23 protein-coding genes and 1 tRNA gene are annotated in these 22,107 nt (G+C 67.3%); 11 read left to right on the forward strand and 13 right to left on the reverse strand.

The window, feature by feature from the left end:
- Positions 1-6: 6 nt before the first annotated feature.
- A complete protein-coding gene (locus tag FHT98_RS05595; protein ID WP_185745075.1) occupies positions 7-1,224 on the reverse strand; it encodes an MFS transporter in 1,218 nt (405 codons plus the stop codon).
- 338 nt (positions 1,225-1,562) lie between these two features.
- On the opposite strand from FHT98_RS05595, the gene fliJ reads away from it, so the two are divergent.
- Positions 1,563-1,967 (forward strand): flagellar export protein FliJ, encoded by a 405-nt coding sequence (fliJ, locus tag FHT98_RS05600; protein WP_061969585.1) that lies wholly within the window; start codon positions 1,563-1,565, stop codon positions 1,965-1,967.
- Positions 1,968-2,020: 53 nt separating this feature from the next.
- Here fliJ and FHT98_RS05605 read toward each other — a convergent pair whose 3' ends face one another.
- Positions 2,021-2,635, reverse strand: coding sequence for a GNAT family N-acetyltransferase (locus tag FHT98_RS05605; RefSeq protein WP_142112997.1), 615 nt, complete (start codon positions 2,633-2,635; stop codon positions 2,021-2,023).
- 193 nt (positions 2,636-2,828) lie between these two features.
- Here FHT98_RS05605 and copM point away from each other — a divergent pair, with 193 nt between their 5' ends.
- Positions 2,829-3,212 carry a CopM family metallochaperone gene (copM, locus tag FHT98_RS05610; protein WP_091856206.1) on the forward strand — a complete coding sequence of 128 codons (384 nt, stop codon included), beginning with the start codon at positions 2,829-2,831 and terminating at the stop codon, positions 3,210-3,212.
- A gap of 159 nt (positions 3,213-3,371) precedes the next feature.
- On the forward strand, positions 3,372-4,409 hold the full coding sequence (locus FHT98_RS05615) for a lysylphosphatidylglycerol synthase transmembrane domain-containing protein (protein WP_061969590.1): 1,038 nt from the start codon (positions 3,372-3,374) through the stop codon (positions 4,407-4,409).
- 59 nt (positions 4,410-4,468) lie between these two features.
- Here FHT98_RS05615 and FHT98_RS05620 read toward each other — a convergent pair whose 3' ends face one another.
- Positions 4,469-5,356, reverse strand: coding sequence for a DMT family transporter (locus FHT98_RS05620; protein WP_142112999.1), 888 nt, complete (start codon positions 5,354-5,356; stop codon positions 4,469-4,471).
- Positions 5,357-5,439: 83 nt separating this feature from the next.
- On the reverse strand, positions 5,440-7,569 hold the full coding sequence (gene flhA / locus FHT98_RS05625) for a flagellar biosynthesis protein FlhA (RefSeq protein ID WP_061969592.1): 2,130 nt from the start codon (positions 7,567-7,569) through the stop codon (positions 5,440-5,442).
- Positions 7,570-7,793: 224 nt separating this feature from the next.
- Between flhA and FHT98_RS05630 the strand changes: the two genes are divergently transcribed.
- From FHT98_RS05630 to FHT98_RS05640, 3 genes are all read left to right on the forward strand, one after another.
- Positions 7,794-8,078: a hypothetical protein gene (locus FHT98_RS05630; RefSeq protein ID WP_139163494.1), complete on the forward strand. Its 285-nt coding sequence runs from the start codon at positions 7,794-7,796 to the stop codon at positions 8,076-8,078.
- A gap of 71 nt (positions 8,079-8,149) precedes the next feature.
- Positions 8,150-9,592 (forward strand): MFS transporter, encoded by a 1,443-nt coding sequence (locus FHT98_RS05635; protein ID WP_142113002.1) that lies wholly within the window; start codon positions 8,150-8,152, stop codon positions 9,590-9,592.
- A gap of 137 nt (positions 9,593-9,729) precedes the next feature.
- Positions 9,730-10,044, forward strand: coding sequence for a hypothetical protein (locus tag FHT98_RS05640; protein ID WP_185745076.1), 315 nt, complete (start codon positions 9,730-9,732; stop codon positions 10,042-10,044).
- Between the two features lie 12 nt (positions 10,045-10,056).
- On the opposite strand, the gene flbD is transcribed toward FHT98_RS05640, so the two are convergent.
- The 8 genes from flbD to fliK form a co-directional block, all read right to left on the reverse strand.
- A complete protein-coding gene (gene flbD / locus FHT98_RS05645) occupies positions 10,057-11,421 on the reverse strand; it encodes a sigma-54-dependent transcriptional regulator FlbD (protein WP_142113004.1) in 1,365 nt (454 codons plus the stop codon).
- A gap of 44 nt (positions 11,422-11,465) precedes the next feature.
- On the reverse strand, positions 11,466-11,816 hold the full coding sequence (gene fliN / locus FHT98_RS05650; protein ID WP_061969600.1) for a flagellar motor switch protein FliN: 351 nt from the start codon (positions 11,814-11,816) through the stop codon (positions 11,466-11,468).
- A gap of 11 nt (positions 11,817-11,827) precedes the next feature.
- A complete protein-coding gene (locus FHT98_RS05655) occupies positions 11,828-12,418 on the reverse strand; it encodes a FliH/SctL family protein (protein ID WP_142113006.1) in 591 nt (196 codons plus the stop codon).
- Between the two features lies 1 nt (position 12,419).
- A complete protein-coding gene (fliG, locus tag FHT98_RS05660) occupies positions 12,420-13,499 on the reverse strand; it encodes a flagellar motor switch protein FliG (protein WP_061969603.1) in 1,080 nt (359 codons plus the stop codon).
- 14 nt (positions 13,500-13,513) lie between these two features.
- Complete coding sequence (gene fliF / locus FHT98_RS05665; protein ID WP_082617559.1) at positions 13,514-15,211, reverse strand: flagellar basal-body MS-ring/collar protein FliF; 1,698 nt, start codon at positions 15,209-15,211, stop codon at positions 13,514-13,516.
- Between the two features lie 201 nt (positions 15,212-15,412).
- On the reverse strand, positions 15,413-15,688 hold the full coding sequence (gene sciP / locus FHT98_RS05670; RefSeq protein WP_038359348.1) for a CtrA inhibitor SciP: 276 nt from the start codon (positions 15,686-15,688) through the stop codon (positions 15,413-15,415).
- Positions 15,689-15,795: 107 nt separating this feature from the next.
- A complete protein-coding gene (locus FHT98_RS05675; protein ID WP_142113008.1) occupies positions 15,796-16,458 on the reverse strand; it encodes a flagellar hook assembly protein FlgD in 663 nt (220 codons plus the stop codon).
- 15 nt (positions 16,459-16,473) lie between these two features.
- Entirely contained in the window at positions 16,474-17,967 is a 1,494-nt protein-coding gene (gene fliK, locus FHT98_RS05680; RefSeq protein ID WP_142113010.1) for a flagellar hook-length control protein FliK, read from the reverse strand.
- Between the two features lie 252 nt (positions 17,968-18,219).
- Between fliK and mnmA the strand changes: the two genes are divergently transcribed.
- From mnmA to FHT98_RS05695, 3 genes are all read left to right on the forward strand, one after another.
- Positions 18,220-19,404 (forward strand): tRNA 2-thiouridine(34) synthase MnmA, encoded by a 1,185-nt coding sequence (mnmA, locus tag FHT98_RS05685; RefSeq protein WP_091856196.1) that lies wholly within the window; start codon positions 18,220-18,222, stop codon positions 19,402-19,404.
- A 37-nt stretch (positions 19,405-19,441) separates the two neighbouring features.
- Positions 19,442-20,098 carry a class I SAM-dependent methyltransferase gene (locus FHT98_RS05690; RefSeq protein WP_142113012.1) on the forward strand — a complete coding sequence of 219 codons (657 nt, stop codon included), beginning with the start codon at positions 19,442-19,444 and terminating at the stop codon, positions 20,096-20,098.
- 67 nt (positions 20,099-20,165) lie between these two features.
- Positions 20,166-20,242, forward strand: a tRNA-Met gene (locus tag FHT98_RS05695).
- Here FHT98_RS05695 and FHT98_RS05700 read toward each other — a convergent pair.
- Positions 20,237-20,512 carry a hypothetical protein gene (locus FHT98_RS05700; protein WP_091857098.1) on the reverse strand — a complete coding sequence of 92 codons (276 nt, stop codon included), beginning with the start codon at positions 20,510-20,512 and terminating at the stop codon, positions 20,237-20,239. The two genes, FHT98_RS05695 and FHT98_RS05700, sit on opposite strands and share 6 nt — an antisense overlap.
- Before the next feature lie 305 nt (positions 20,513-20,817).
- On the opposite strand from FHT98_RS05700, the gene FHT98_RS05705 reads away from it, so the two are divergent.
- Positions 20,818-21,687, forward strand: coding sequence for a hypothetical protein (locus FHT98_RS05705; RefSeq protein WP_091857097.1), 870 nt, complete (start codon positions 20,818-20,820; stop codon positions 21,685-21,687).
- A 113-nt stretch (positions 21,688-21,800) separates the two neighbouring features.
- Positions 21,801-22,076, forward strand: a complete 276-nt coding sequence (locus FHT98_RS05710) for a hypothetical protein (RefSeq protein ID WP_142113014.1) — start codon at positions 21,801-21,803, stop codon at positions 22,074-22,076.
- Positions 22,077-22,107: the final 31 nt, after the last annotated feature.

Raw genomic sequence — 22,107 nt, forward strand, 5'->3', positions numbered from 1 at the left:
CGGGTCTCAGCCCCGCGCCACCATCCGCACCAGCGCGAACATAGCGACGAAGCCGATCGCCTGGATCGCGGCGGAGACGATCAGCGTCGGGCTCGCGCCGAGCCGTTCGACCATCACCGCGAAAAGCAGCGGCGCGGCTGAGAATGCCATGTTCTGCGGCACGGTGAGCTTGCCGAGCATCGCGGCGAAGCCGTTGCGGCCGAACAGGGCGAGCGGCAATGTCGCGCGCGCAACCGAGATCACGCCGAGCGCCGCGCTGAACAGCACGACGAACGCAGCCGCAGTCATGATCGTCATCGGCACGATGGGCAGCAGGAGGCACAGCGCCGGCCCCAGCAGCAGCCCGAACAGCGCGACCTTCTCCGCCGGCAGCCGCTCGCCCAACGTCGCGTCGATGGCCCGCGCGGCAAGCGTCGCAGGGCCGCTCAGCGTCGCGACCCAGACGGCCTCGCCCTGCGTCAGTCCCGCCTCCTGGAACAGGGTGATCAGGTGCAGCGGCAGCCCCCAGGAGACGAGCCCGCTCGCGGAGAAGGCGAGCGCCACCAGCCAGAACGCCGCCCGGCGCGAATGCGCTGCCACGCTGCCGTGCTCCCCTGCCAGGCCCGCTCCCGGAACGGCCGTCGGCGCAGCCGCAGGCGCCGGCACATGCCGGTAGCGCGGGATCACGGCATAGATCGGCAGCACGATGACGAGCTGCATCGCGGCGAAGGCGATGAGCGTCATCCGCCAGCCGAAGGCATTCATCAGCACGGCGGTCAAAGGCCAGAACACGCTGGAGGCAAGGCCGGTGACCAGCATCATCAGGCCGATCACGCGCCGCGTCCGCTCGCCCATGAGCTGGGCGATGGTGACATTGCCGGTATTGGCCAGCGACATCGCATGGCCGAGCCCGATCACGAACCAGCTCGCGAGATAACTCACCGGCCCCTGGGCCTGCGACAGCACGGCGAGCCCGAGCGCGCAGATCACCGCGCCGATGCACATCGAACGGCGCGTACCCTCGCGGTCGAGCACGCGCCCGATCGCCGGCGCGACCAGCGCCCCGGTGATGAGCAGGATGGTGATGCCGCCGAAGACGATCTCGGCGTTGAGCCCGATCTCGCGATCGAGTGCGCCGACCAGCACCGAGGGCGAATAGAAGGTCGAGCCCCAGCCGATGATGCGGGTCAGCGCGAGGCCGAGAAGCAGGGGACCGTGCCCGCCGAAACGAGAAGAGGCAGCCAAGACAGGATATCCGCGGAGGCAGGAGGCCGGACGGCCAATGCAGCACACGTTCACTAGACCATCCCGACAACCCGCGGCAGCAGCCCCGACGCGCCCGGATCATGCGTAAAAGGCAGCCCGTTTCGGTAAGGAAAGGTCAACCTCCTTGCGCCATGTTGCTTCTCGTCTCGCGGATGGAGTTCGGGCGCATGTCGAGGGGTCGGCGGCGCCCGTAGCATCGGACCGAAAGGTGGAATCCACCTTTCGAAAGCCGATGTGATGACAACTGGATTGACTGCCGTTGCCGTGTCCTGACGGGCGCGCGGGGGCCTAGGGCGTAATCAGGAGTTGAAAACCACATGAAGTCGCGAGAGACGCTTCTTCGCCTCAAGCGCTTCCAGGTCGACGAGAAGCGTCGCCGGGTAAGCCAGATCGAGATGATGATCGCCGATTTTCATCGGATGGCTGGAGATCTCGATCGCGAGATCCAGGCCGAGGAATCCCGCGCCGGTATCGCGGACCCCGCCCATTTCGCCTATCCGACCTATGCCAAGGCCGCGCTCGGCCGCCGCGACAACCTGCGCCAGTCGGCCGACAACCTGAAGGGCCAGCTCGACGAGGCCAAGGCCGAATTGCAGGAGGCCTTCGAGGACATGAAGAAGGTCGAGATCCTCGACGACCGCGAGCGCGCCTCGGAGCGCGCGGCGGAAGCCGCCCGCGACCAGGCCACCATGGACGCGATCGGGTTGCGCTCGCGCGCCTGAGACCGGTTCGGAGAATTCAAAAAAGGGCGGTGTCCTCCGGACGCCGCCCTTTTTCATGCGATGACGGGATGGTGCGTGACGGAGTCGCGCCGCAGCTTGCCGGTCAGGCGCGGATCGTCGTCGACCTCGACCCCGCGCTTGAACACCGTGAAGCCCGAGCGTTGATAGAAGGCGAGCGCGGCGGGGTGGTCGAGCGTGCAGGTATGCACCCAGAAGCGCGAGATCGGCCTGGCCCAGGCCAGCGCCAGCGCCCGGTTCATCAGCCAGCGCCCCGCTCCCTTGCCCACGACCGGCTCGTCCAGCCCGAAGAAGGCGAGCTCGCCCTCTCCCGGCACCCGGAAATCCAGTTCGAGCAGGCCGACATCGCGCCCCTCGAAGCGAACCGCGTAAACCGTGATGGCGGGATCGGCGAAGACCGCCTCGATCTCGGCCTGCGGCTTGGTCAGGCGGCTGAACCACATCCAGCGCTCGCCGAGCAGCCGATAGACGCTCAGATAGCGCTCGATCTCGGAGCGCGCGATCGGTTCGAGCGAGAAACCTTCGGTGCCCGCCGGATCGGGACGCTGCGGCGGGCGCTCGAACATTTCCAGCGAGGTCACGATCGTCGCGATCTTGCCGGGCGGCAGGTCGGTCGTTCCGGTCAGGGTGATGGTCAGGCTCTGGGACATGAAGGGGTTCAACGGCTCGTCGGGGAATCTGCCGCGATCATGACATGATCGAGGTCGAAAGATCACTGCACGCCGATGCATGCCCGGCGTCACGGCATCGCGCGCCATCCCGCCTCCTCGGCCGGATATCACGATGGATCGAAGCACCACTGCGGTGCGTTCCGCATCAACCCCCAATTGAGGACCAGACCAGATGAACCGCACCGCCATTGCCCTGGCAGCTCTCCTGGCGGCCGGCCTGCTCGCCGGCACGGCCCAGGCCCAGCAGCCTCACGGCGGCCATGGCAGCCACGGCGCACCCGCAGCGTCGAAGGCTGGCGACAGCGCCTCGACCAAGGCCTATCGGGACGCCAACATGAAGATGCACAAGGACATGGACATCCCCTATTCCGGCGATGCCGATGCCGATTTCGTCCGCGGCATGATCCCGCATCACCAGGGCGCCATCGACATGGCCAAGGTCGTCCTCGCCCATGGCAAGGACCCTGAGATCCGCAAGCTCGCCGAGAACGTCATCCGCGACCAGGAGAAGGAAGTCGCGATGATGAAGGACTGGCTGAAGAAGAACGGCAAGTAGCCGTCTCTCCGCTCGCTTGACCTTGGGCGAGGGCGATCGTCTTCGGGCGCTTGCCCTCGCCCTTCCCCGCTGGCAGAGAGGGGGAAGGTTCGCGCCGCAGCGGTGACGACGTGGGCCACCCGCTACCCGTCACCAACCTGTCCTGAGCCCGCGGCCTCCATGAAGCGTTATCTCGACTATCTCTGGCCGATCATCGGGCTCGTCGCGGTCGTCTGGTCCGTCGAATTGCTCTGGAGCAAGCTCAAGCTCGAGGCCGGAACCGACGCCAGGATCGAGGCGCTGCTGGAGAATGCCGGCCTCTGGCAGAGCGTCAAGATCATCGCCCACCGCATCGGCCACAAGATCGCGGTCATCCCGCCGGACGCCTTCTTCCACGCGGCGCTTGCGACCCTCGTCGCCTATGCTGCGCTCGCCTGGTACGACCGCATCGCGCTGATCCATCTCGGCAAGGAGAAGAACATCTCCTGGCCCTATATCTCGCTCTGCTCCTTCGTGACCTATGCGCTCTCGCATAATATCGGCGCCTCGGTCTTCTCGGGCGGCATGGTGCGCTACCGGGCCTACACGGCGAAAGGCCTGACGGCGGCCGAGGTTGCGGTCCTCGTCGCGCTCTGCTCCTTCACCTTCGCCTTCGGCACGATCTTCCTGATGGGTCTCGTGCTGCTCTACGAGCCGCAGATCCTGCATCCGCTCGAGCGGATGTCGAAATGGTTCGCGATCACCGACAGCACCGCTCGCTGGATCGGCGTCGGCATGCTCGCCTTCGCCGCGCTCTACACGATCGGCTCCTGGCTGCAGTTCAAGCCGCTGAAGATCGGCAAGCTCGAGATCATCTATCCGCGCCTGCCGATCGTCGCCAGGCAGTACCTTGCGGCCCCGATCGAGCTCGCGGGCGCCGCCGGCATCATCTATTTCGCGCTGCCGGAACAGGGCAATCCGGGCTTCCTGATCGTGCTCGGCGCCTTCCTGCTTTCGTTCTCGGCCGGGCTGCTCAGCCAGGTTCCGGGCGGCGTCGGCGTGATGGAGGCGGTCTTCCTCGCGGTGATGCCCGGCGTGCCGGCGCCGGCCGTCTTCGCCGCCCTGCTGATCTGGCGGCTGTTCTATCTCATCCTGCCGCTGGTGATCTCGCTGCCGATCGTGCTCGCCTTCGAGCGGGCGCAACTCAAGCGCAGCACCCGCATCGCTCCGCCGCCATAGCATCGGCCCGAAAAGTGGGAACCGGTTTTCGGGGCAAGCCGATGCGCTGACAGGCCTTGTCAGCGCTTGAGCGCGATTGCTGCCGCGCCGAACATCAGGAGCGCGCCGACGGCTTCCGACCAGCCGAAGGGCTCGCTCAGCGCGACAACACCGACCGCAACCGCGATGGCGGGGCTGACGAAAGCGTAGAGCCCGGCCCGGAACGCGCCCCAGTCGCGCAGCAGCCGCATATAGATGGTAAAGCCCATCAGCGAGCCGCCGACGATCAGGAACAGTACTGCCGGGAGCACCGGCCAGCTCGCCAGCGCCCGGATATCAGCGAAGCTGACGGGCTCCAGCGCAAGCGAAACCGCGGTCAGGCCGATGCCGCCGATCAGCGTCTGCCAGCCGGCGAGCGTCAATGTCGGCATCGTCCCGGCGATCGGCCGGGAGAGAACGGCGCCGACGCAGTAGAACAGCGTACCGGCCGCCACCGCCGCGAGCCCGATCATCTCCATCGGATCGCCCTGCGTGGCCGAAAGGCCTCCCAGCGCCCGCGTCGCGAAGAGGAAGCCGAGGCCCACGGTTCCGAGCGCGATCGCCACGAGCTTGCGTCCGTCGATCCGCACACCCTCGATCACCCGGCTCGCCAGCAGCGTGTAGATCGGGATGGTCGCGAAATTGACGATGGCCGCGAGCCCGGTCGGGGCATGCTTCGTGCCCCAGAACAATAGCGTGTAATTGGCGGTGTTGAGCAGCAGCGCCGTGCCGACCAGCCGGGGCCAGGCGTCAACAGGCACCTTGGGAGCATCGCGACCGGCCCAGAGCAGCATCAGCAGGCCGGCGATCGAGAACCGCGCCGCGGCCAGGAAGACCGGCGGGACATGCATGGAGCCGACCTTGACCGGTAGCCAGGTCAGGCCCCAGACGAGGCACATGACGGCGAAGAGGGCGGCGTTGCGCGACATGATGTCCGATTAGCCGCAGCTCAGGGCGCTGACCATTGCGCCGCGGGCATCGCGCCCCCGTGGAAACCGGAGGCGGGAAGGCGTCAGACGCTGCCGACAGTCTTGAGCCGCACGCGCGGGTGGATCTCGGCCTGCGACAGCACCGGCGTCTCCCTGCGGAAGCGCTCGATGATCTGGCGGGCGAAGGGCCGCGCCATCGCCGAGGTGACAAGCGCCGGCATCTCGCCGATGCGCGCCGCATCCTCGAACTTGTCGCGGACGTGATGCACGAACTCCTGCAGGCGGGAGGGCTGCATCGCGAGATGGCGGTCCTCGCCCTGGCCGATGATCGACTCGGCGAAGACGCCCTCCCAGGCCGGCGAGAGCGTGATGATCGGCAGCACGCCCTGCATGTTGGAGAACTGGGCGCAGATCTGGCGGGCGAGCCGCGCGCGGACATGCTCGGCGATCTCGCGCGGGTTGCGCACGCTGGCCGCGACCTCGGCGACACCTTCGATGATCGTCGGCAGGTCGCGGATCGAGATGCGCTCGGAGAGCAGGAGCTGCAGGACGCGCTGGATCCCGGTGGTCGAGATCTGGCTCGGCACGATCTCCTTGACCAGGTCGGCGTGGTCCTTCGGCAGTTCGCGCAGGAGCTTCTGCACCTCGGAATGGGAGAGCAGCTCCGGCATGTTCGATTTCAGCACCTCGGTGAGATGCGTCGAGATCACGGTCGCCGCGTCGACCACGGTGTAGCCGCGCAACTGCGCCTCGTCCTGCAGCGCCGCGTCGATCCAGGTCGCCGGCAGGCCGAAGGTCGGCTCCAGCACGTTGTGGCCCGGCAGGTTCACCGCCCCGCCCATCGGATCCATCGCCATGTACTGGCCGGCATAGACGATGCCCTGGCCGGCATCGATCTCCTTGATCTTGATGAAGTAGTGGTTCGCCTCGAGCTGGACATTGTCGACGATGCGCACCGCCGGCATGACGAAGCCGAGCTCGGCCGCGAGCTGACGGCGCAGCGCCCGGACCTGGTCGGTCAGCCGGTCCTGCCCGCTCGGCGCATTGACCAGTGGCAGGAGCCCGTAGCCGATCTCGATCTTGAGCTCGTCCATCTTGAGCAGGTCGTTCAGCGTCTCCTCGCGCGGCGTGCCGTCCGCCGCGACCGCGCCGCCGGCCTGCGCCGCATCGGTCATGCCTGCTTGTGCCTCGCGCTCCTTCGCCGCCCGCCCGAAGCGGTAGGCGAGGAAGCCCGCGCCTCCGGCCAGCAACAGGAAGGGCATCATGGGAATGCCAGGCAGCAGCGCGATCAGCAGCATCACCGCCGCCGACATGCCGAGCGCCTTGGGATAGCCCGAGAGCTGCTTGCCGAGCGCCTTGTCGGCGGCACCGCGCACGCCCGCCTTCGAGACGAGCAGGCCGGCTGCGGTCGAGACGATCAGCGCCGGGACCTGGCTGACGAGGCCGTCGCCGACGGTGAGCATGGTGTAGTTCGTCGCCGCCTGGCCGAAGCTCAGCCCCTGCTGCGCGACGCCGATGATGATGCCGCCGAGCACGTTGATGAAGGTGATCAGCAGGGCCGCGATCGCATCGCCGCGGACGAATTTCGAGGCGCCGTCCATCGAGCCGAAGAAGGAGGATTCGTCCTCCAGCGCCTTGCGGCGAACCTTGGCGGTGTCCTGGTCGATCAGGCCGGCGGAGAGGTCGGCGTCGATCGCCATCTGCTTGCCCGGCATGGCATCGAGCGTGAAGCGCGCCGCGACCTCGGCGATGCGGCCCGAACCTTTGGTGATGACCACGAAGTTCACGATGATCAGGATCGTGAAGACGATCACGCCGATCACGAAATTGCCGCTCATCACGAAGCCGGCGAAGGCCTCGATGACATGCCCCGCCGCCGCCGTGCCCTCATGGCCATGGGCGAGGATGAGGCGCGTCGAGGCGAGGTTCAGCGCCAGCCGGAACATGGTGACGATCAGCAGCACCGTCGGAAAGGCCGAGAACTCCAGCGGCTCCTCGATGAAGAGCGCGGTCATCAGCACCAGCACCGACACGATGATCGACAACGCCAGCATCAGGTCGAGCAGGACCGCCGGCATCGGGAAGACGAGCACCACCAGGATGCCCATCACGCCGATGGCGAGGAACAGGTCGGGACGGTTGAACAGCTTTGCGAGCGCCCCGCGATCGGGGATGGCGAACCCTCTGCCCTGCCCTGCCGTCACATCGGTCATCGACCGCCCCGCCCCACGCCTCATGCGCCCCGAAGCAGGGCGCAGCTCGGCAATTCTTGCCGGGTTCATGGTGAACGAATTGTTAAGAAACGGATTAATACCCTGTCGGAACCATCCGATGAACGGCTGGTTGTCAAAACGCCGCGTTGTGGCCGCATTCGCCGGCCCCACTCGGCACAGGGAGGGCGGGACTTCGCCCGATCCCGACGATATTGGAGGTCACCTTGAATCGACGTTCCTTCCTGACGAGCCTTGTCGGCGGCCTCGCGGTTGCCGGCATCGGCGGCACCGCCATGGCCAAGAACCTGGTCGAAGCGGCCCCCGCGCCTGTCGAACCCAAGGCCGGAGACATCGACCCGGCCCTGAAGGCCGGCCTCGACGAGAGCGATGCCGAGTTCACCCAGTACTATCGCCGGCCGCGCCATCCCCGTCGCCCGCCCCCGCCGCCGGTCCACCGTCGCCGCCGGCGGCGCGTGGTCCGCAACGGCCGGGTCTACTGGGTCTACTGACCGGTTCAGGGCCGGCACCATGGGGTGCCGGCCTTTCCTTTAACCATCGATCATCAGGGGGGACAGCCGGCATGACAGCGCCGGACAACGCTCAGACAGGCACGATCGCCACCGACGTGCCCGCACGGCTCGACCGCCTGCCCTGGTCGCGCTTCCATACGCTTGTCGTCGCCGCGCTCGGTATCACCTGGATTCTCGACGGGCTCGAGGTCACGCTTGCCGGCTCGGTCTCGGGCGCCCTCAAGGAAAGCCCGGTCCTCAAATTCACCAATACCGAGATCGGCCTCGCCGGTGCCGCCTATATCGCCGGTGCGGTGCTGGGCGCCGTCTTCTTCGGCTGGCTCACCGACCGGCTCGGCCGCAAGAAGCTCTTCACGATCACCGTGCTCGTCTATCTCTCTGCGACGGCCGCCACCGCCTTCTCATGGAACGTCACGAGTTTCATCCTCTTCCGTTTCCTGACCGGCATGGGCATCGGCGGCGAGTACACCGCGATCAACTCCACCATCCAGGAGCTCGTCCCGGCCCGCGTGCGCGGCTGGACCGATCTCGTCATCAACGGCTCATTCTGGATCGGCGCGGCGCTCGGCGCGTTCGGCTCCATCATCCTGCTCAACCCCGCCTGGATCGACCCGGAATACGGCTGGCGCCTGGCCTTCTTCATCGGCGCCGCACTCGGCCTCGTCATCCTGTTCCTCAGGCAATGGATTCCGGAAAGCCCGCGCTGGCTGATCAGCCATGGCCATCCCGAGCGTGCTGCCGCGATCGTCGCCGATATCGAGCGCCGCGCCGGCTTCGTTCCGCCCGCTGGCGAGGTCCTGCCCCTGACCCGGTTGCGCCCGCGCGCCGCGACACCGCTCGGCGAGGTCTTCCACGTGCTTTTCGTGGCGCATCGCGAGCGCGCTTTGGTCGGGCTGGCGCTGATGCTGTCGCAGGCCTTCTTCTACAACGCGATCTTCTTTACCTACGCGCTGATCCTGACCGATTTCTACGCGGTGCCGTCACAGAATATCGGCTGGTTCATCCTGCCCTTCGCCGCCGGCAACTTCCTCGGTCCGCTCCTGATCGGCCGGCTCTTCGACACGCTCGGCCGCCGCGTGATGATCGCCGCGACCTACGCGCTGTCGGGCCTGTTGCTGACCGGGACCGGCTATCTCTTCTGGAGGGATTGGCTCACCGCCTCGCAGCTCACCCTGTGCTGGAGCGTGGTCTTCTTCTTCGCCTCGGCCGCGGCGAGCTCGGCCTATCTCACGGTCTCCGAAACCTTCCCGGTCGAGATGCGGGCGCTCGCCATCGCGATGTTCTATGCGGTCGGCACCGGCGCGGGCGGCATCGCCGGCCCCTGGCTCTTCGGCATCCTCATCGATACCGGGTCGCGCGGCAGCGTCTTCGGCGGCTACCTGCTGGGGGCGGCGCTGATGCTGGCGGCGGCGGCCATTGCCGGGCGTTTCGCGATCCGTGCGGAGCGCCAGCCGCTCGAAAGCGTGGCGCGCCCGCTCAATGCGGTCGATTGACCATGGCCCGCCCGTAACCATAGCGCGCGAAAGCCGATCAGATGGAACAAAGCATCATTTAAATGCATTATCCCACACTGGCATTCCCTGTCTAAGAATGCCGTGGGAGATGTGGTGACAACAGCCTGGAGGCCGTCGTGGACAGACGCTCATTCCTGATGACACTGGTCGGTGGCTTTGCCGCTGCCGGCATGGGCGGCATCGCCGCCGCCGAAGCAGCCCAGCCCAAGCTGGCACCGCTGCCGGATGCCGAGCCCAAGCAGGGCGACGAGGCCGTTACCGCCGAGATGAAGGAGGCGCTCGACAAGACCGACGCCGAATTCAGCCAGTACTACTACTATCGCCGGCCGCGCTACTATCGCCGACCGCGCTATTATTATCGCCGGCCGCGATATTACTACCGCCCCCGCTACTACTATCGCCCGCGCTATTACCGCAGGCGCTACTGGTAAGCCTTTTCCGGGTCAGGCCGCGCTGATGCGCGTCTGACCCGGCTCGGCGACGGTGATTCCGGCCGAGGTATACTCGCTGAGCTTGTTGCGCAGCGTGCGGATCGAGATCCCCAGGATCTTGGCCGCATGCGTCCGGTTGCCCAGGCAGTGATCGAGCGTGTCGAGGATCAGTTCGCGCTCGACATCGGCGACGGTGTGCCCGACCAGCGAACGCGTCATCGCCTCGGCGGTCTGGGCCGCGCGCGCCGCGGGATCACGCGACGGAGCCGGCGCCAACGCCTCCCCTTCCGGACTGAGTACCGCCGAGGCCGTGATCTCCGGCCCGCTCGCCAGCAGCACCGCCCGGTGCATCGTGTTCTCCAGCTCGCGCACATTGCCGCGCCAGGCGCCGGCCAGCAGGAGCTTACGCGCATCGGCCGCGATCGGCCGGGGCGGCAGGCCGTTCAGATCTGCGTATTTCCTGGCGAAATGCTCCGCCAGGACAAGGATATCGCCAGGCCGCTCGCGCAGCGCCGGCAGGCGCAGGTGCACGACATTGAGCCGGTAGAGCAGGTCTTCGCGGAAAGCGCCGTCGCGCACCGCGTCTGCAAGGTTGCGGTTCGAGGTCGCGATGATCCGGATATCGACCTTGACCGGCTGCGTGCCGCCGACCCGGTCGATCATGCGTTCCTGCAGCGCCCGCAGGAGCTTGGCCTGCAGGCGGACATCCATCTCCGAGATTTCGTCGAGCAGCAGCGTGCCGCCATTGGCCTCTTCGAATTTGCCGATGCGCCGCGCGATGGCGCCGGTGAAGGCGCCCTTCTCATGGCCGAACAGTTCGGATTCGAGCAGGTTGTCAGGGATCGCCGCGCAGTTCACCGCCACGAAGGGCCGGTCCTTGCGCCCCGATTTCTGGTGCAGGTGGCGGGCGATCACCTCCTTGCCCGTGCCGCTCTCGCCGGTGACCAGCACCGGCGCTTCCGAGCGGGCGATCTGCGAGGCGAGCTGCACGACACGTTCCATCGCCGGATCGCGCCAGATCAGGCGGGACTGGTCGGCCGCGACCGCCTCCAGCACCGCCGCAATCAGCTCCGGATCGGGCGGTAGCGGCACATATTCGCGAGCGCCGGCCTGGATCGCCGCGACGGCGGCGCGCGTATCGGTCGAGGTGCCGCAGGCGACGATCGGCGTGCGGATGCGCTCGGCCTCCAGCGCCGCGACATAGGCCGCGATCGGCTGCACGACGTCGATCATCAGCAGGTCGGCGCCCTTGGCGCGCAGCACGGCGAGCGTCTGGTCGAGGCTTTCGGTATGGGTCACGGCCGCGCCATGCGACATGGCGATCTTGGCGGCCGCGATGATCTGTCCCTTGAGACCGCCGGCGATGATGAGGCGCATGGCTCAGGTCCTTCTGTTCTTTGTCACTGTGGCAGGACCGGCTCTCACCGGTCCGCCTTGATGATTTCCGTCATGGTCACGCCCAGGCGGTCCTCGACGACGACGACCTCCCCGCGCGCGACCAGGCGCTCGTTGACGAAGATGTCGATGGCTTCGCCGACGCGCCGGTCGAGTTCCAGCACCGCGCCCGGCACGATCTGGAGGAGGTCGCCGACCGCGACCTTCGAGGAGCCCAGCACCGCGGACACCGTGACCGGCACGTCGAAGACCTGCTCCAGGTCCTCGGCCGTCTTCACCGGTACCGGACCCGAGCGCGCGACGGACATGTCGCCCTGGTCGAAGGACAGGTCGGCCTGGTTCAGCGGCGGCAGGTTGAGATCGTTCTGCTGGCTCATGGCTCAGACCTTCATGGTTCCGCATGACCATGGCCGAACACGCGGGCGACCGCCTGCTCGACCAGAGCCGTGAGTTGCTGGCTGTCGAGGACGAAACCGCCCTCCGCCCATTCGATGCGCCCGTCGCCCGGCGCGATGTCGGATTGCCCGAGCACCATCAGCTTGCCGGAGAAGCCGTGTTCCATCGCGAGCTTGCGGACCAGCTCCTCGGCAGGCTCGACCACGCTCTCATGGACGCGCAGGACCAGATGAGGCGCGGTGCGGGCATGGCTCAGGCACTCCCGGATCGCCCCCGACAGCGCCGCCAGCGGCTTTTCCGCAAGTGCGGCGCCGGCCAGCGCCTTCGCCGTCACGATCGCGACCTGCGCCGCATGTTCCTCGATCGCAGCCATACGGGCCGCTTCCTGCGCGAAAAGCCGCTCGGCCGAACGTGCGAGCTGCCCCGTCAGGCCGGTGAGCTGCGACTGCGCCTCGCGATGCGCGTGCTCCTGCCCGGCATGGAAGCCCTCCGCGCGGGCGGCGGCGAGATCGGCCTCCCCGGCGGCCTTGCGGCCTCCTTCGCGGAAATCCGTCCCGAACATGAACTTGGTCGCAGCAGCCATCTCAATAAACCAGTTCGTCGTCGGCGTTGCCCTTGGACAGCACGATCTCGCCCTTGTCGGCCAGGTCCTTGGTCATCTGGACGAGCTTGGTCTGGGCCTCGTCGACCTCCTTGAGGCGCAGCGGACCCAGGCCTTCCATGTCGTCCTGCATGTTCTTCGATGCGCGTTGCGACATCGCACCGAAGAAGAAGTCCCGCATCGACTGGCTGGCGCCCTTGAGCGCGCGTGCCAGCGTGTCCTTGTCGACCTGGCGCATCAGCGTCTGCAGGCCGGCCGGGTCGAGCTTGGCGAGATCCTCGAAGGTGAACATCAGGGCGCGGATGCGCTCGGCCGATTCCTGGTTCGAGGCATCGAGCGCCGAGAGGAAGCGCATCTCGGTCTGCCGGTCGAAGCCGTTGAAGATTTCCGCCATCATCTCGTGCGGGTCGCGACGGCGCGTCTGGGTCAGCGTCGAGACGAATTCGGTGCGCAGCGTATTCTCGATATGGTCGAGCGCTTCCTTCTGGATCGATTCCAGCCGCAGCATTCGCCCCACGACCTCGATCGAGAGATCGTTCGGCAGGTTGCGCAGCACGTTCGCGGCATGCTCGGGCCGGATTTTCGAGAGGATCACCGCGATGGTCTGCGGGTATTCGTTCTTGAGGAAGTTCGCCAGCACCACCGCGTCGATATTGCCGAGCTTCTGCCACATATTGCGACCGGCCGGCCCGCGGATTTCCTCCATGATCAGCGCCACCTGATCGGTCGGCAGGATTTTCTCGAGCAGCGAGATCGTCCGGTCGAAGGAGCCCGTGACCGCACCGGCGCTGGAGAGCTTGCCGACGAAGTCGAGCATCAACCGTTCGACCTCGTCGGCATCGACGGTGCCGAGCTCGGCCATGGCGCGGGTGATGATCCGGATCTCGTCGTCGTCGAACTCCTGCCAGATCGCGCGGCCGTGCTCCTCGCCCAGCACCAGCAGGATGACGGCGGCGCGCTGCGGGCCGCTCATCTCGGCGACGGTGGTCACGCCGAAGCCGCCGCCCTCGATGGCGTCCTGAAAACCGGTATTGCGCGTTGCGATGGATCGGGTCTCGGCCATGGTTCAGCGCTCCGTCACGCTGCCGACTTCTCGTGGATCCAGCTCCGCAGCACCGCCACCGAATCGGACGGGTTCTGCGAGACCAGAGCCCCGATCTTTTCCACGGATTGCGCCTTGAGCTGCCCCTTGACCTGGGCGATCGCCAGCATCCGCTCGGAGGGCGCCGGGTCCATTTCCACGGCCAGCGCCTCGGCATCGGAACCAGCCATGGCCACCGCCCGCCCGCTGCCGGCCGGGTCTCCCGTCGCGCCGGGCGGGCCCGCGAGGACCGTGCCATTGCGCATGAAGGAGGGAATCGCGCGGACATTGCCGTTGTCGGAGGCCAGCACCTGCTTCAGCAGCGGGCGCACCACGGTCATCAGCACGATCAGGGTCAAGAGCGAGATCACGCCGAGCTCGGCGAAACGGACGAGATCCTCCCTGGTGAAGGAGGTGAGCTGCTGCATCAGCGTCTGCTCGGCCAGTTCGGCCGGCGGCGGCGGCGCCTCGGCGAAGCGCAGGTTGACGACCTCGACCTTGTCGCCGCGCCCCTGGTCGAAGCCGACGGCGGTGCGCACCAGCTCGCCGATCCGCTCCAGCTCTTCGTTGTTGCGGGGCTGGTAGGACAATTCGCCGGCCGGGCTGCGGCTGTAGTTGCCGTCGACGAGGACGGCGACCGAGAGCTTCTTGACCCGCCCGCCCTCCAGCACCTCGGTGCGGGTCGTGCGCGAGATCTCGTAATTGGCGACTTCCTCGTTCTTCGAGGAATTCTCGCGCTGGTTCTGCTGCGCGCCTTGCGCCTGTTGCGCACCCGGCAATTCGTTGCCGACGGTCACCGTGCCGTTGCCGCCCTCGTTCGTCGTCGAGGCCTCGGTCCGGTTCTGGCTGGAACGCAGGACCCGGCTTTCCGGGTCGAAGCTCTCGGAGCGGCTCTCGACGCGGTTGGTGTCGAGCGCGGCCGAGACCTGCACCCGCGCCCGGCCGTAGCCGACGACGCTGGCGACGATATCCTCGACCTGCGCCTTGAGGCGCTTCTCGATCGCGGTCTGGCGCTCCTCGATGCCGAGCCCGATCAGGCCCTGGTCGCTCTGGGCACCGTCCGCCAGAAGCCTGCCGCGCTCGTCGACGATCGACACCCGCTCCGGCTTCAGCCCATCGACGGCCGAGGCGACGAGATGGCGCACGGCCCGGACCTGCGCTGCATCGAGATCGCCTGCGAGCTTGAGCGCGATCGAGGCGCGCGGCGCCTCGCGATCGCGCTCGAACAGCCGCCGCTCGGGAATGACGAGATGGACGCGCGCGGCCTGCACCCGCCCGATCGAACGGATCGTGCGCGACAATTCGCCTTCCAGCGCTCGGAGGTGGTTGATGTTCTGGACGAAGCTGGTCGAGGAGAAGGCATCGCCCTTGTCGAAGATCTCGTAGCCGACGCCGCCGCCGGCAGGGATGCCCTTGCTGGCGAGGTCAAGGCGCAGGCGCGGCACGTCGGCCTTCGGCACCAGCACGGTCTGGCCGTCGCCGCGCAATTCGTACTTGATGCCGCGGGCGTCGAGATCCTTGAGGATGGCGCTGACGTCCTGGCTCCCGAGGTCCGCGAACAGCACGCTCATCGCCGGCTGGGACATCTTGAGCATGACGAAGCCGAAGAAGCCGACGAGCACCAGCGTGACGGCCAGCATGGCCGCCAGGCGCGCCGCGCCGAATTTGGCAAACTGCTCGATCAGGCCGCTCACGCCGTCATCCGTCCCACAGAATCGCAGGGACGGCGCACCTGCTCCGACCCACTAGGCAAGTTTTTCCCAGTGCATGGTTAGCGGCCGGTTAATTTTTGGATGCGGGTCGTTAAACTTTCCAGGCGGAGGTTCGCGCAAACGCCAAAGGCGCCGGCCCTGTTCGGGCCGACGCCTTTGAAAAGAAACGTGAATATCTGTTTCTTACTGGCGGTAATGCTGAATCCGGGTCGTCCGCAGGCCGGCGAGGCCATGCTGGTCGATCGACATCTGCCAGCTCAGGAACTCGTCGACGGTCAGCGTATAGCGCTGGCACGCCTCTTCGAGGCTGAGCAGCCCGCCGCGCACGGCTGCCACCACCTCTGCCTTTCGCCGGATGACCCAGCGCCGGGTATTCATCGGGGGCAAGTCCGCGATCGTCAGCGGACTTCCGTCCGGTCCGATCACGTATTTCACCCGCGGTCGCAATGGCTCGGTCATGGTACTCTCACACAACTCAACAGAGCTACTGAGGGCATCATAGGCGGGCGGCTTTAAGAATTGGCTAAAACGATCGCTCCGGATGTCCACGACTGATTCGCAGCCGGTCACTCGCTGCGGACCACGCTCTTGACCTTGTCGATCGGGATGCTGATCGAGCCGATCTTGAGCATCGGGATCGACGAGGTGAAGTCGACGCCGTCGACCACGCCGCTGATCTGCGTCTTCGCCGTGACGCTCTCGCCGGCGACGTTCTTGGCATCGATCGTGATGCTGTATTCGCCGTCCGGCGCCGTGGTGCCGACCGAGGTCGAGCCATCCCAGCTATAAGTCTGGTCGCCGGCGGTCAGCGTCTTGGTGAGGGTCTGGACGACGCTGCCCTTCGAATCCTTGATGGTGATCGTGGCGGTGCCAGCCGAGGCCATGTTCACCTTCCAGTCGGCCTTGCCCTCGATCAGCCGGGTCGTCGTGCCATCGGCGGTGACCGTGGCGCCGATGAAGCCGACCGCGTTCGTCGCCGTCCCCGCGGCGCTGAGGCTGAGCAGGGAGCCGAGCGTCTCGTTGGTCCGGAGCTGCTGCTCGACGCCAGCGAATTGCACGAGCTGAGCCGTGAACTGGTTGGTGTCGAGCGGGTCCAGCGGCGACTGGTTCTTGAGCTGCGTCGTCAGCAACGTCAGGAACTGGTCGAAATTATTGGCGATCCCGCTCGTGGAGCCGGTCACGCCGCTGGTGCTGCTGCCCGATGTGCCGCTGGTTCCGGAAACCGCCATGGCGCTGGTCCTCGTTCAGATGCTGAGATCGACGCCGCCGAGCCGGATGAGACGGCGCTGCGGGGCGGGGTCGATCGAAAGGGGGACGTCCTCGGCGAGTTCGCTGCCGTTCGGCTGGCGCGGGCGCTGCGGCGCCTCGTCCTGCTGGCGGTTCTGGCGGAAGGCCGATTGGTCGGACGGGTCGCGCAGGGTGATATCGACGCCGCCATCGGACGGTTTCAACCCGGCCTGCTCGAAGGCGCGTTCCAGCGTGCGCGCATCGCGCTGCAGGAGGTGAAGCGTCTCGACGCGGTCGACAACCAGCCTGGCGCTGACCTCGCCCGCGTCGGAAATCGACAGGTTGACGTCGACGCGGCCGAGCTCATCGGGATCGAGCCGGATATCGAACTGCCGCGAGCCCGACATCGCGCGCAGGCCGATCTCGATCGGCACGACATGGATCGGCGTCGGCTGGCCGTTCGCCGCGCTCTGCCCCGGAGCGCCGGGAGCCGCGCCCGGCGCAGCACTCGGATCGAAGGGCTGAAGCAACCGGTCATGCCCGGATTTTCCGGGCGCCTGCTGCAGCAGGGTCGAGAGATCGAACGGGGCGGCCGGCTGCTGCTGAAGAGCGTCGAGCGCCTTGGCCTCGGCGGGAGCCTGCGCACCCTTGGCGGCAGCCGGCTGGTCGGCTTTGGCGAGGACGTCCGCAAATTCCTGCGCACCTTGCCCGGCCGTTCCGACAGCCTGCACGCCACCTGCCGCAGCCTTGCCCTCGGCAGCCGCGGCGATCCCCGCCTGCGGCTGTTCCGGCGCCGCGGCCGCAATCAGCGGCAGCCCCGCGGTTGCTGCGGCAAGCGCCAGCTTCGCTGCGCCCGTCTTCGTCGCGCCCTCGCTCGACACCGCTTCCGCAGCATCGTCCGCAGCAGCATCGATGGCGATCGATGGCCCCGGCGGAAGCAGAGCGGGTGCGATCATGACCACCGCCGGCGTCGCCGCGGCAGGACTTTCGGCCACCGGAGCGGCAGCCGCCGCCGCGATCTCACCCTTGTCCTCGACGGCCGCCTTGCCGTCTTTCTTGGTCGCGCCCTCGCGGACCTCGCCCGCAACCTCCCCGGGCTCCGCCGCCGGTTCCTCGCCGGCAGCTTCGGTCCGGACATCTGCCTGGGCGGCCGCCATCGCGATCAGGAACGCGATCCCGCTCGCATCGGCCTTCGCCGCTTGCGGCGCAGGCTTGCCCGCCGGAGCAGGCGCCGCCGGCACGGCAGCCGGCTGGAGCCCGTCCAGCCGCGCGCTCACCTTCGCGGGGTCGACGATCTGGTCGGCGCCGCTGATCTCGTTGGTCGCAGCCGGTTCCGCCGTGGCAGCGACCTTCGCGGCCGCCGCGGCCTTCACCGTCCCCGCAACAGTCGCCTCCGCCTCCGGCAGAACGAAGATCTCGCCAGCCTCCTGCGGCTCCGCCTGCCCGGCGCGCGACCGGGTGGCCGGCGCTTCGGCAGAGGCCTGATGGGTGAACACAGACTGGATCGGCATGAACGGTCCCGTGACGCGGGCAACAACGCGCCCGACCCAGCCCAGCAAGTTGCAAGCCAGAAACGGCCCTTTCTGAATCAAGGCCTTAGCGCCGATGCCCCGCGGCAGGCGGGCAAGATGAGCCCGGTTTCCCGACCCAGGCCGGCAGGATTTGCCGATCCTGCTGGCGGCGCCCGGCCAAAGCCGGTATAGAGCCCGCAGATGCGCCGAATGCCCGCGCCAGCCCCCGAGCCAGCGACGACCCAGCCGAGAATGACCGCTTTCCGCAATTCCCTCGACATCGCCAAGCCGCCCGCGGCGACACGCGTCGTCGCGGCGATGTCCGGCGGCGTCGATTCCTCGGTGGTCGCGGCCCTGCTCAAGCGCGAGGGCTATGACGTCGTCGGCGTCACGCTCCAGCTCTACGATCACGGCGCCGCGGTGCATCGCGCCGGCGCCTGTTGCGCCGGTCAGGACATCCACGACGCCCGCCGTGTCGCCGAGACGATCGGCATCCCGCATTACGTGCTCGACTACGAAAGCCGCTTCCGCGATGCGGTGATCGAGCGCTTCGCCGAAAGCTACCTTGCCGGCGAGACGCCAATCCCCTGCGTCGAGTGCAACCGCACCGTGAAGTTCCGCGACTTGCTCGATCTCGCCAAGGAGCTCGGCGCAGACGCGCTGGCGACCGGCCATTACGTGCTCAGCCGCGACCTCGGCGACGGCCATCGCGGCCTGTTCCGCGCGGCGGATGCGAGCCGCGACCAGAGCTATTTCCTCTACGCCACGACGCAGGAGCAGCTCGACCTGCTGCGCTTCCCGCTCGGCCATATCGACAAGGCGCAGACCCGTGCGCTCGCCGCCGAGCTCGGCCTCGCCATCGCCGACAAGCCCGACAGCCAGGATATCTGCTTCGTGCCGAACGGCCGCTATGCCGACGTCATCGAGCGGCTGAAGCCCGGCGCCGCCCGCCCCGGCGACATCGTTCATCTCGACGGCCGCATCCTCGGCCATCATGACGGCGTGCTCCACTACACCGTCGGCCAGCGCAAGGGGCTCGGCATCAGCGCGAGCGAGCCGCTCTATGTCCTGCGTCTCGATGCCGACGACGCCCGTGTCATCGTCGGCCCGCGCGAGGCGCTGAGCGTCGGCGAAATCCGCCTGCGCGATCTCAACTGGCTTGGCGAGATGCCGCTCGACGCCCTGCCGCAGGAAGGGCTCGACGTCGCCGTGCGCGTCCGCTCGACCCGCGCCCCGCGCGAAGCCCGCCTCTTCCGCGACGAGGACGGCCTGCGCATCGAACTCGCCAGCGACGAGGAGGGCGTTTCGCCCGGTCAGGCCTGCGTGATCTACGCCGATGCCGGACCCGGCTCCCGCGTGCTGGGCGGCGGCACCATCCTGCGCCGCCCACTCGCCTTGCCGGCCGCGCCCTCACCGGCCGCGCTCGCCCTGTCCTGATCGCTCAGGCCCCGCTCTTCCGTTCGGACTCCAGACCATGCCGGTGACCTACGACCTCGACGGCCAGAAGCGCGTCTATGCGACCTGGGCCAAGTTCTACGACCGGATCTATCAGCGCATGCTGGCGCGCCCGCAGCGCGAGGCGGTCGAAGCGGCCTGTGCCTGCGGCCCGGACATCCTCGAGATCGGCGTCGGCACCGGCCTCACCCTGCCCTATTTCACGCCGGACTCGCGCGTCTTCGGCGCCGACCTGTCGCTCGACATGCTCAAGGTCGCCCACCGCAAGGTCGAGAGCCAGAAGCTCGACCATGTCCACGGGCTGATGGTGATGGATGCCTGCCGGCTCGGTTTCGGGAAGGAATGCTTCGATGCGGTCACCGCGCAATTCGTGATCACGCTCGTCCCCGATCCGGAGCAGGCGCTGGCCGAGATGGATCGCGTCCTCAAGCCCGGCGGCGAGATCATCATATCGAGCCGTCTCGTCGACGATGGCGGCCTGCTCGCGCCGTTCTGGAGCGCGGTCGCGCCCTTGTCGAAGGCGATCGGCTGGAGCTCCGACTTCAAGGTCAGCCGGCTGACCGACTGGGCGCAAGCGACGGGCCGCTACGAGACGGCCCATGTCGGGCGCGGCTATTTCAAGGTCGTCCGGCTGCGCAAGCTGGCTTCTGCCGATAACGCGCAATCCAAGGCTTGACGCACCCCGCTCACGACGCCTATATCGCGCCTCGACGACGAGCCGGCTCTGCCGGTTCCGACCCTGTGGCGGGGTAGCTCAGCTGGTTAGAGCAGCGGAATCATAATCCGCGTGTCGGGGGTTCAAGTCCCTCTCCCGCTACCATCTCCTCCCCCAAGCTTGGCGGGTGGGGAAATGATCGCCGCCGATCATCTTCGTCAGGTGGCCTTCGATCAAAATCTCTGGAGCTGTTCCGGCCTCGGCCGGATGAACCGTCACTGTCGCGATCAGGTCGCGCAGGGCGGTTTTTGATTCCGCTGCGAACGCCGCGTTGGCGCGGACTGTTTCGGCGAGCGTCTCGATCGCCGCCAGGTAATGCTTCACCACGGCCGGGAGCACGACGGTTGCTGCCTTCCGGGAGACGAGCCAGCACAAGCTCGACGTCGTCGCGCTCCCTGCCCTGCTCCTTCATTCGGGCATCGATAGCACCGCCGACATCCGGCTCTCGTCATCGCGGATGTGACGGCCTGCGCCCCGGCGGTGAGGAAGCGCAGACTCCATCACCAATTGATCCGTCCTGCCGCGAGAGCTTCAGGAACCTATCCGCAGCGCCAGCCGTTTCGCCCTCACTTTCGCTCATCAGCAGGAGGGGCTCATGGACAGCATCATCTACCTCGTCGGTCTCGTGGTGGTCATCATGGCCATCCTGTCATTCCTCGGTCTTCGATAGGAATTCTCCCATGTCCATGTCTGGAACGGACGTCGTCGTCGCCCCCGTGACCGTCAACAAGGAGAGCCACTCCTATGTGCAGTGGGGGCCGATCATCGGCGGCGCGGTGATCGCGACCGCCATCTCGACCATCATGACGGTCTTCGGCTCGGCGATCGGCCTGTCGATGGTCTCCGCCGATTTCGAGAAGAGCTCCAGCGCCACGGCGCTGGCGGTTGCAGGCGCTCTGTGGGCGCTCTGGGTCATGGCTTCGGCGACCATGGCCGGCGGCTACCTCGCGGGGCGGATGCGCCAGCCGAGCTTCGATGCCAATGGCGAGGAACGCAAGGTGCGGGATGCCACCCATGGCCTGCTCGTCTGGGCGACCGGCGCGCTGCTGATCACCGTCGTCGCGACCTCGTCGCTGTTCGGTGCGGCGAAGACGGCGGCCAGCGGCGTCGCCAGCGCCAGCTCCGGCGCGGCATCACTGGTCTCGCAGAATATCGACCCGCTCGCGATGGCGCTCGACAATGTCATGCGCGCGAATGGTCAGCAGCCGCCGACCGCAGAGGAGCGCGACGAAGCCTCCAGGATCTTCATCAACGCGCTGAAGAACGGCAAGATCGAGCAAGGTGACCGGGACTATCTTGCTTCGCGGCTCGCCGCGCGTTCCGGCATCAGCGAGCAGGATGCGCAGAAGCGCATCGACGATGCCTATGCCCGGATCTCGCAGGCCAAGGAAACCGCCAAGCAGGCAGCGGAGCGTGCGCGCAAGATTGCTGTTCTGACCGCCTTCCTGACGGCGGCTGCGCTGCTGGTCGGTGCGGCGGCGGCGGCCTGGGCGGCCATGCTCGGCGGCGAGCATCGCGACGAGAACCTGCGGAGCGATCCGGCGCTCTGATCGGTCGAGGTTGCGTAGCCCGGCTCCGCCCGGAGCCGGGCATTTTTGCTGTTCTTCGAAACGATCGGGGCGCGCGAGCGTTGCTCCAGCAGCACTTTCAGAAAGGGCATGCGATGATCGACCGTCACCACGAGCGAAATGGCAGCACCAACGGCCCGACCGAGCCGAACCAGCGGCCGCCCGAAAAGCGCGAAAACGCTGCTGACGATGCGATGAAGGGTCCGAAGATCATTGCCGAGGGCAATCAGAAGCAGCGCGCGCAGGACCGGCACACGCCTCCCGCCGGCCCCCATGCGCAGGAGTCGCAGACGAACACGGAGGCGACGCCGGGTTCCGGCGCTCTCCCGTCGACCAAGCCTGCTCGTCTTATCGAGCCTGGCACCGGCTGATCTTCATTCACCTCCCTCCGCGGGTTCGCAT

It is taken from the genome of Allobosea sp. AK1, from assembly GCF_006714945.1.
Classification (GTDB): Bacteria; Pseudomonadota; Alphaproteobacteria; order Rhizobiales; family Beijerinckiaceae; genus Allobosea; species Allobosea robiniae.

Excerpts from the sequence above, each read along its gene's own strand:
- fliJ (WP_061969585.1), top strand. The coding sequence starts at position 1,563 with ATGAAGTCGCGAGAGACGCTTCTTCGCCTCAAGCGCTTCCAGGTCGAC.
- FHT98_RS05605 (WP_142112997.1), bottom strand. The coding sequence starts at position 2,635 with ATGTCCCAGAGCCTGACCATCACCCTGACCGGAACGACCGACCTGCCG.
- copM (WP_091856206.1), top strand. The coding sequence starts at position 2,829 with ATGAACCGCACCGCCATTGCCCTGGCAGCTCTCCTGGCGGCCGGCCTG.
- FHT98_RS05615 (WP_061969590.1), top strand. The coding sequence starts at position 3,372 with ATGAAGCGTTATCTCGACTATCTCTGGCCGATCATCGGGCTCGTCGCG.
- FHT98_RS05620 (WP_142112999.1), bottom strand. The coding sequence starts at position 5,356 with ATGTCGCGCAACGCCGCCCTCTTCGCCGTCATGTGCCTCGTCTGGGGC.
- flhA (WP_061969592.1), bottom strand. The coding sequence starts at position 7,569 with ATGACCGATGTGACGGCAGGGCAGGGCAGAGGGTTCGCCATCCCCGAT.
- FHT98_RS05635 (WP_142113002.1), top strand. The coding sequence starts at position 8,150 with ATGACAGCGCCGGACAACGCTCAGACAGGCACGATCGCCACCGACGTG.
- flbD (WP_142113004.1), bottom strand. The coding sequence starts at position 11,421 with ATGCGCCTCATCATCGCCGGCGGTCTCAAGGGACAGATCATCGCGGCC.
- fliN (WP_061969600.1), bottom strand. The coding sequence starts at position 11,816 with ATGAGCCAGCAGAACGATCTCAACCTGCCGCCGCTGAACCAGGCCGAC.
- FHT98_RS05655 (WP_142113006.1), bottom strand. The coding sequence starts at position 12,418 with ATGGCTGCTGCGACCAAGTTCATGTTCGGGACGGATTTCCGCGAAGGA.
- fliG (WP_061969603.1), bottom strand. The coding sequence starts at position 13,499 with ATGGCCGAGACCCGATCCATCGCAACGCGCAATACCGGTTTTCAGGAC.
- sciP (WP_038359348.1), bottom strand. The coding sequence starts at position 15,688 with ATGACCGAGCCATTGCGACCGCGGGTGAAATACGTGATCGGACCGGAC.
- FHT98_RS05675 (WP_142113008.1), bottom strand. The coding sequence starts at position 16,458 with ATGGCGGTTTCCGGAACCAGCGGCACATCGGGCAGCAGCACCAGCGGC.
- fliK (WP_142113010.1), bottom strand. The coding sequence starts at position 17,967 with ATGCCGATCCAGTCTGTGTTCACCCATCAGGCCTCTGCCGAAGCGCCG.
- mnmA (WP_091856196.1), top strand. The coding sequence starts at position 18,220 with ATGACCGCTTTCCGCAATTCCCTCGACATCGCCAAGCCGCCCGCGGCG.
- FHT98_RS05690 (WP_142113012.1), top strand. The coding sequence starts at position 19,442 with ATGCCGGTGACCTACGACCTCGACGGCCAGAAGCGCGTCTATGCGACC.
- FHT98_RS05705 (WP_091857097.1), top strand. The coding sequence starts at position 20,818 with ATGTCCATGTCTGGAACGGACGTCGTCGTCGCCCCCGTGACCGTCAAC.
- FHT98_RS05710 (WP_142113014.1), top strand. The coding sequence starts at position 21,801 with ATGATCGACCGTCACCACGAGCGAAATGGCAGCACCAACGGCCCGACC.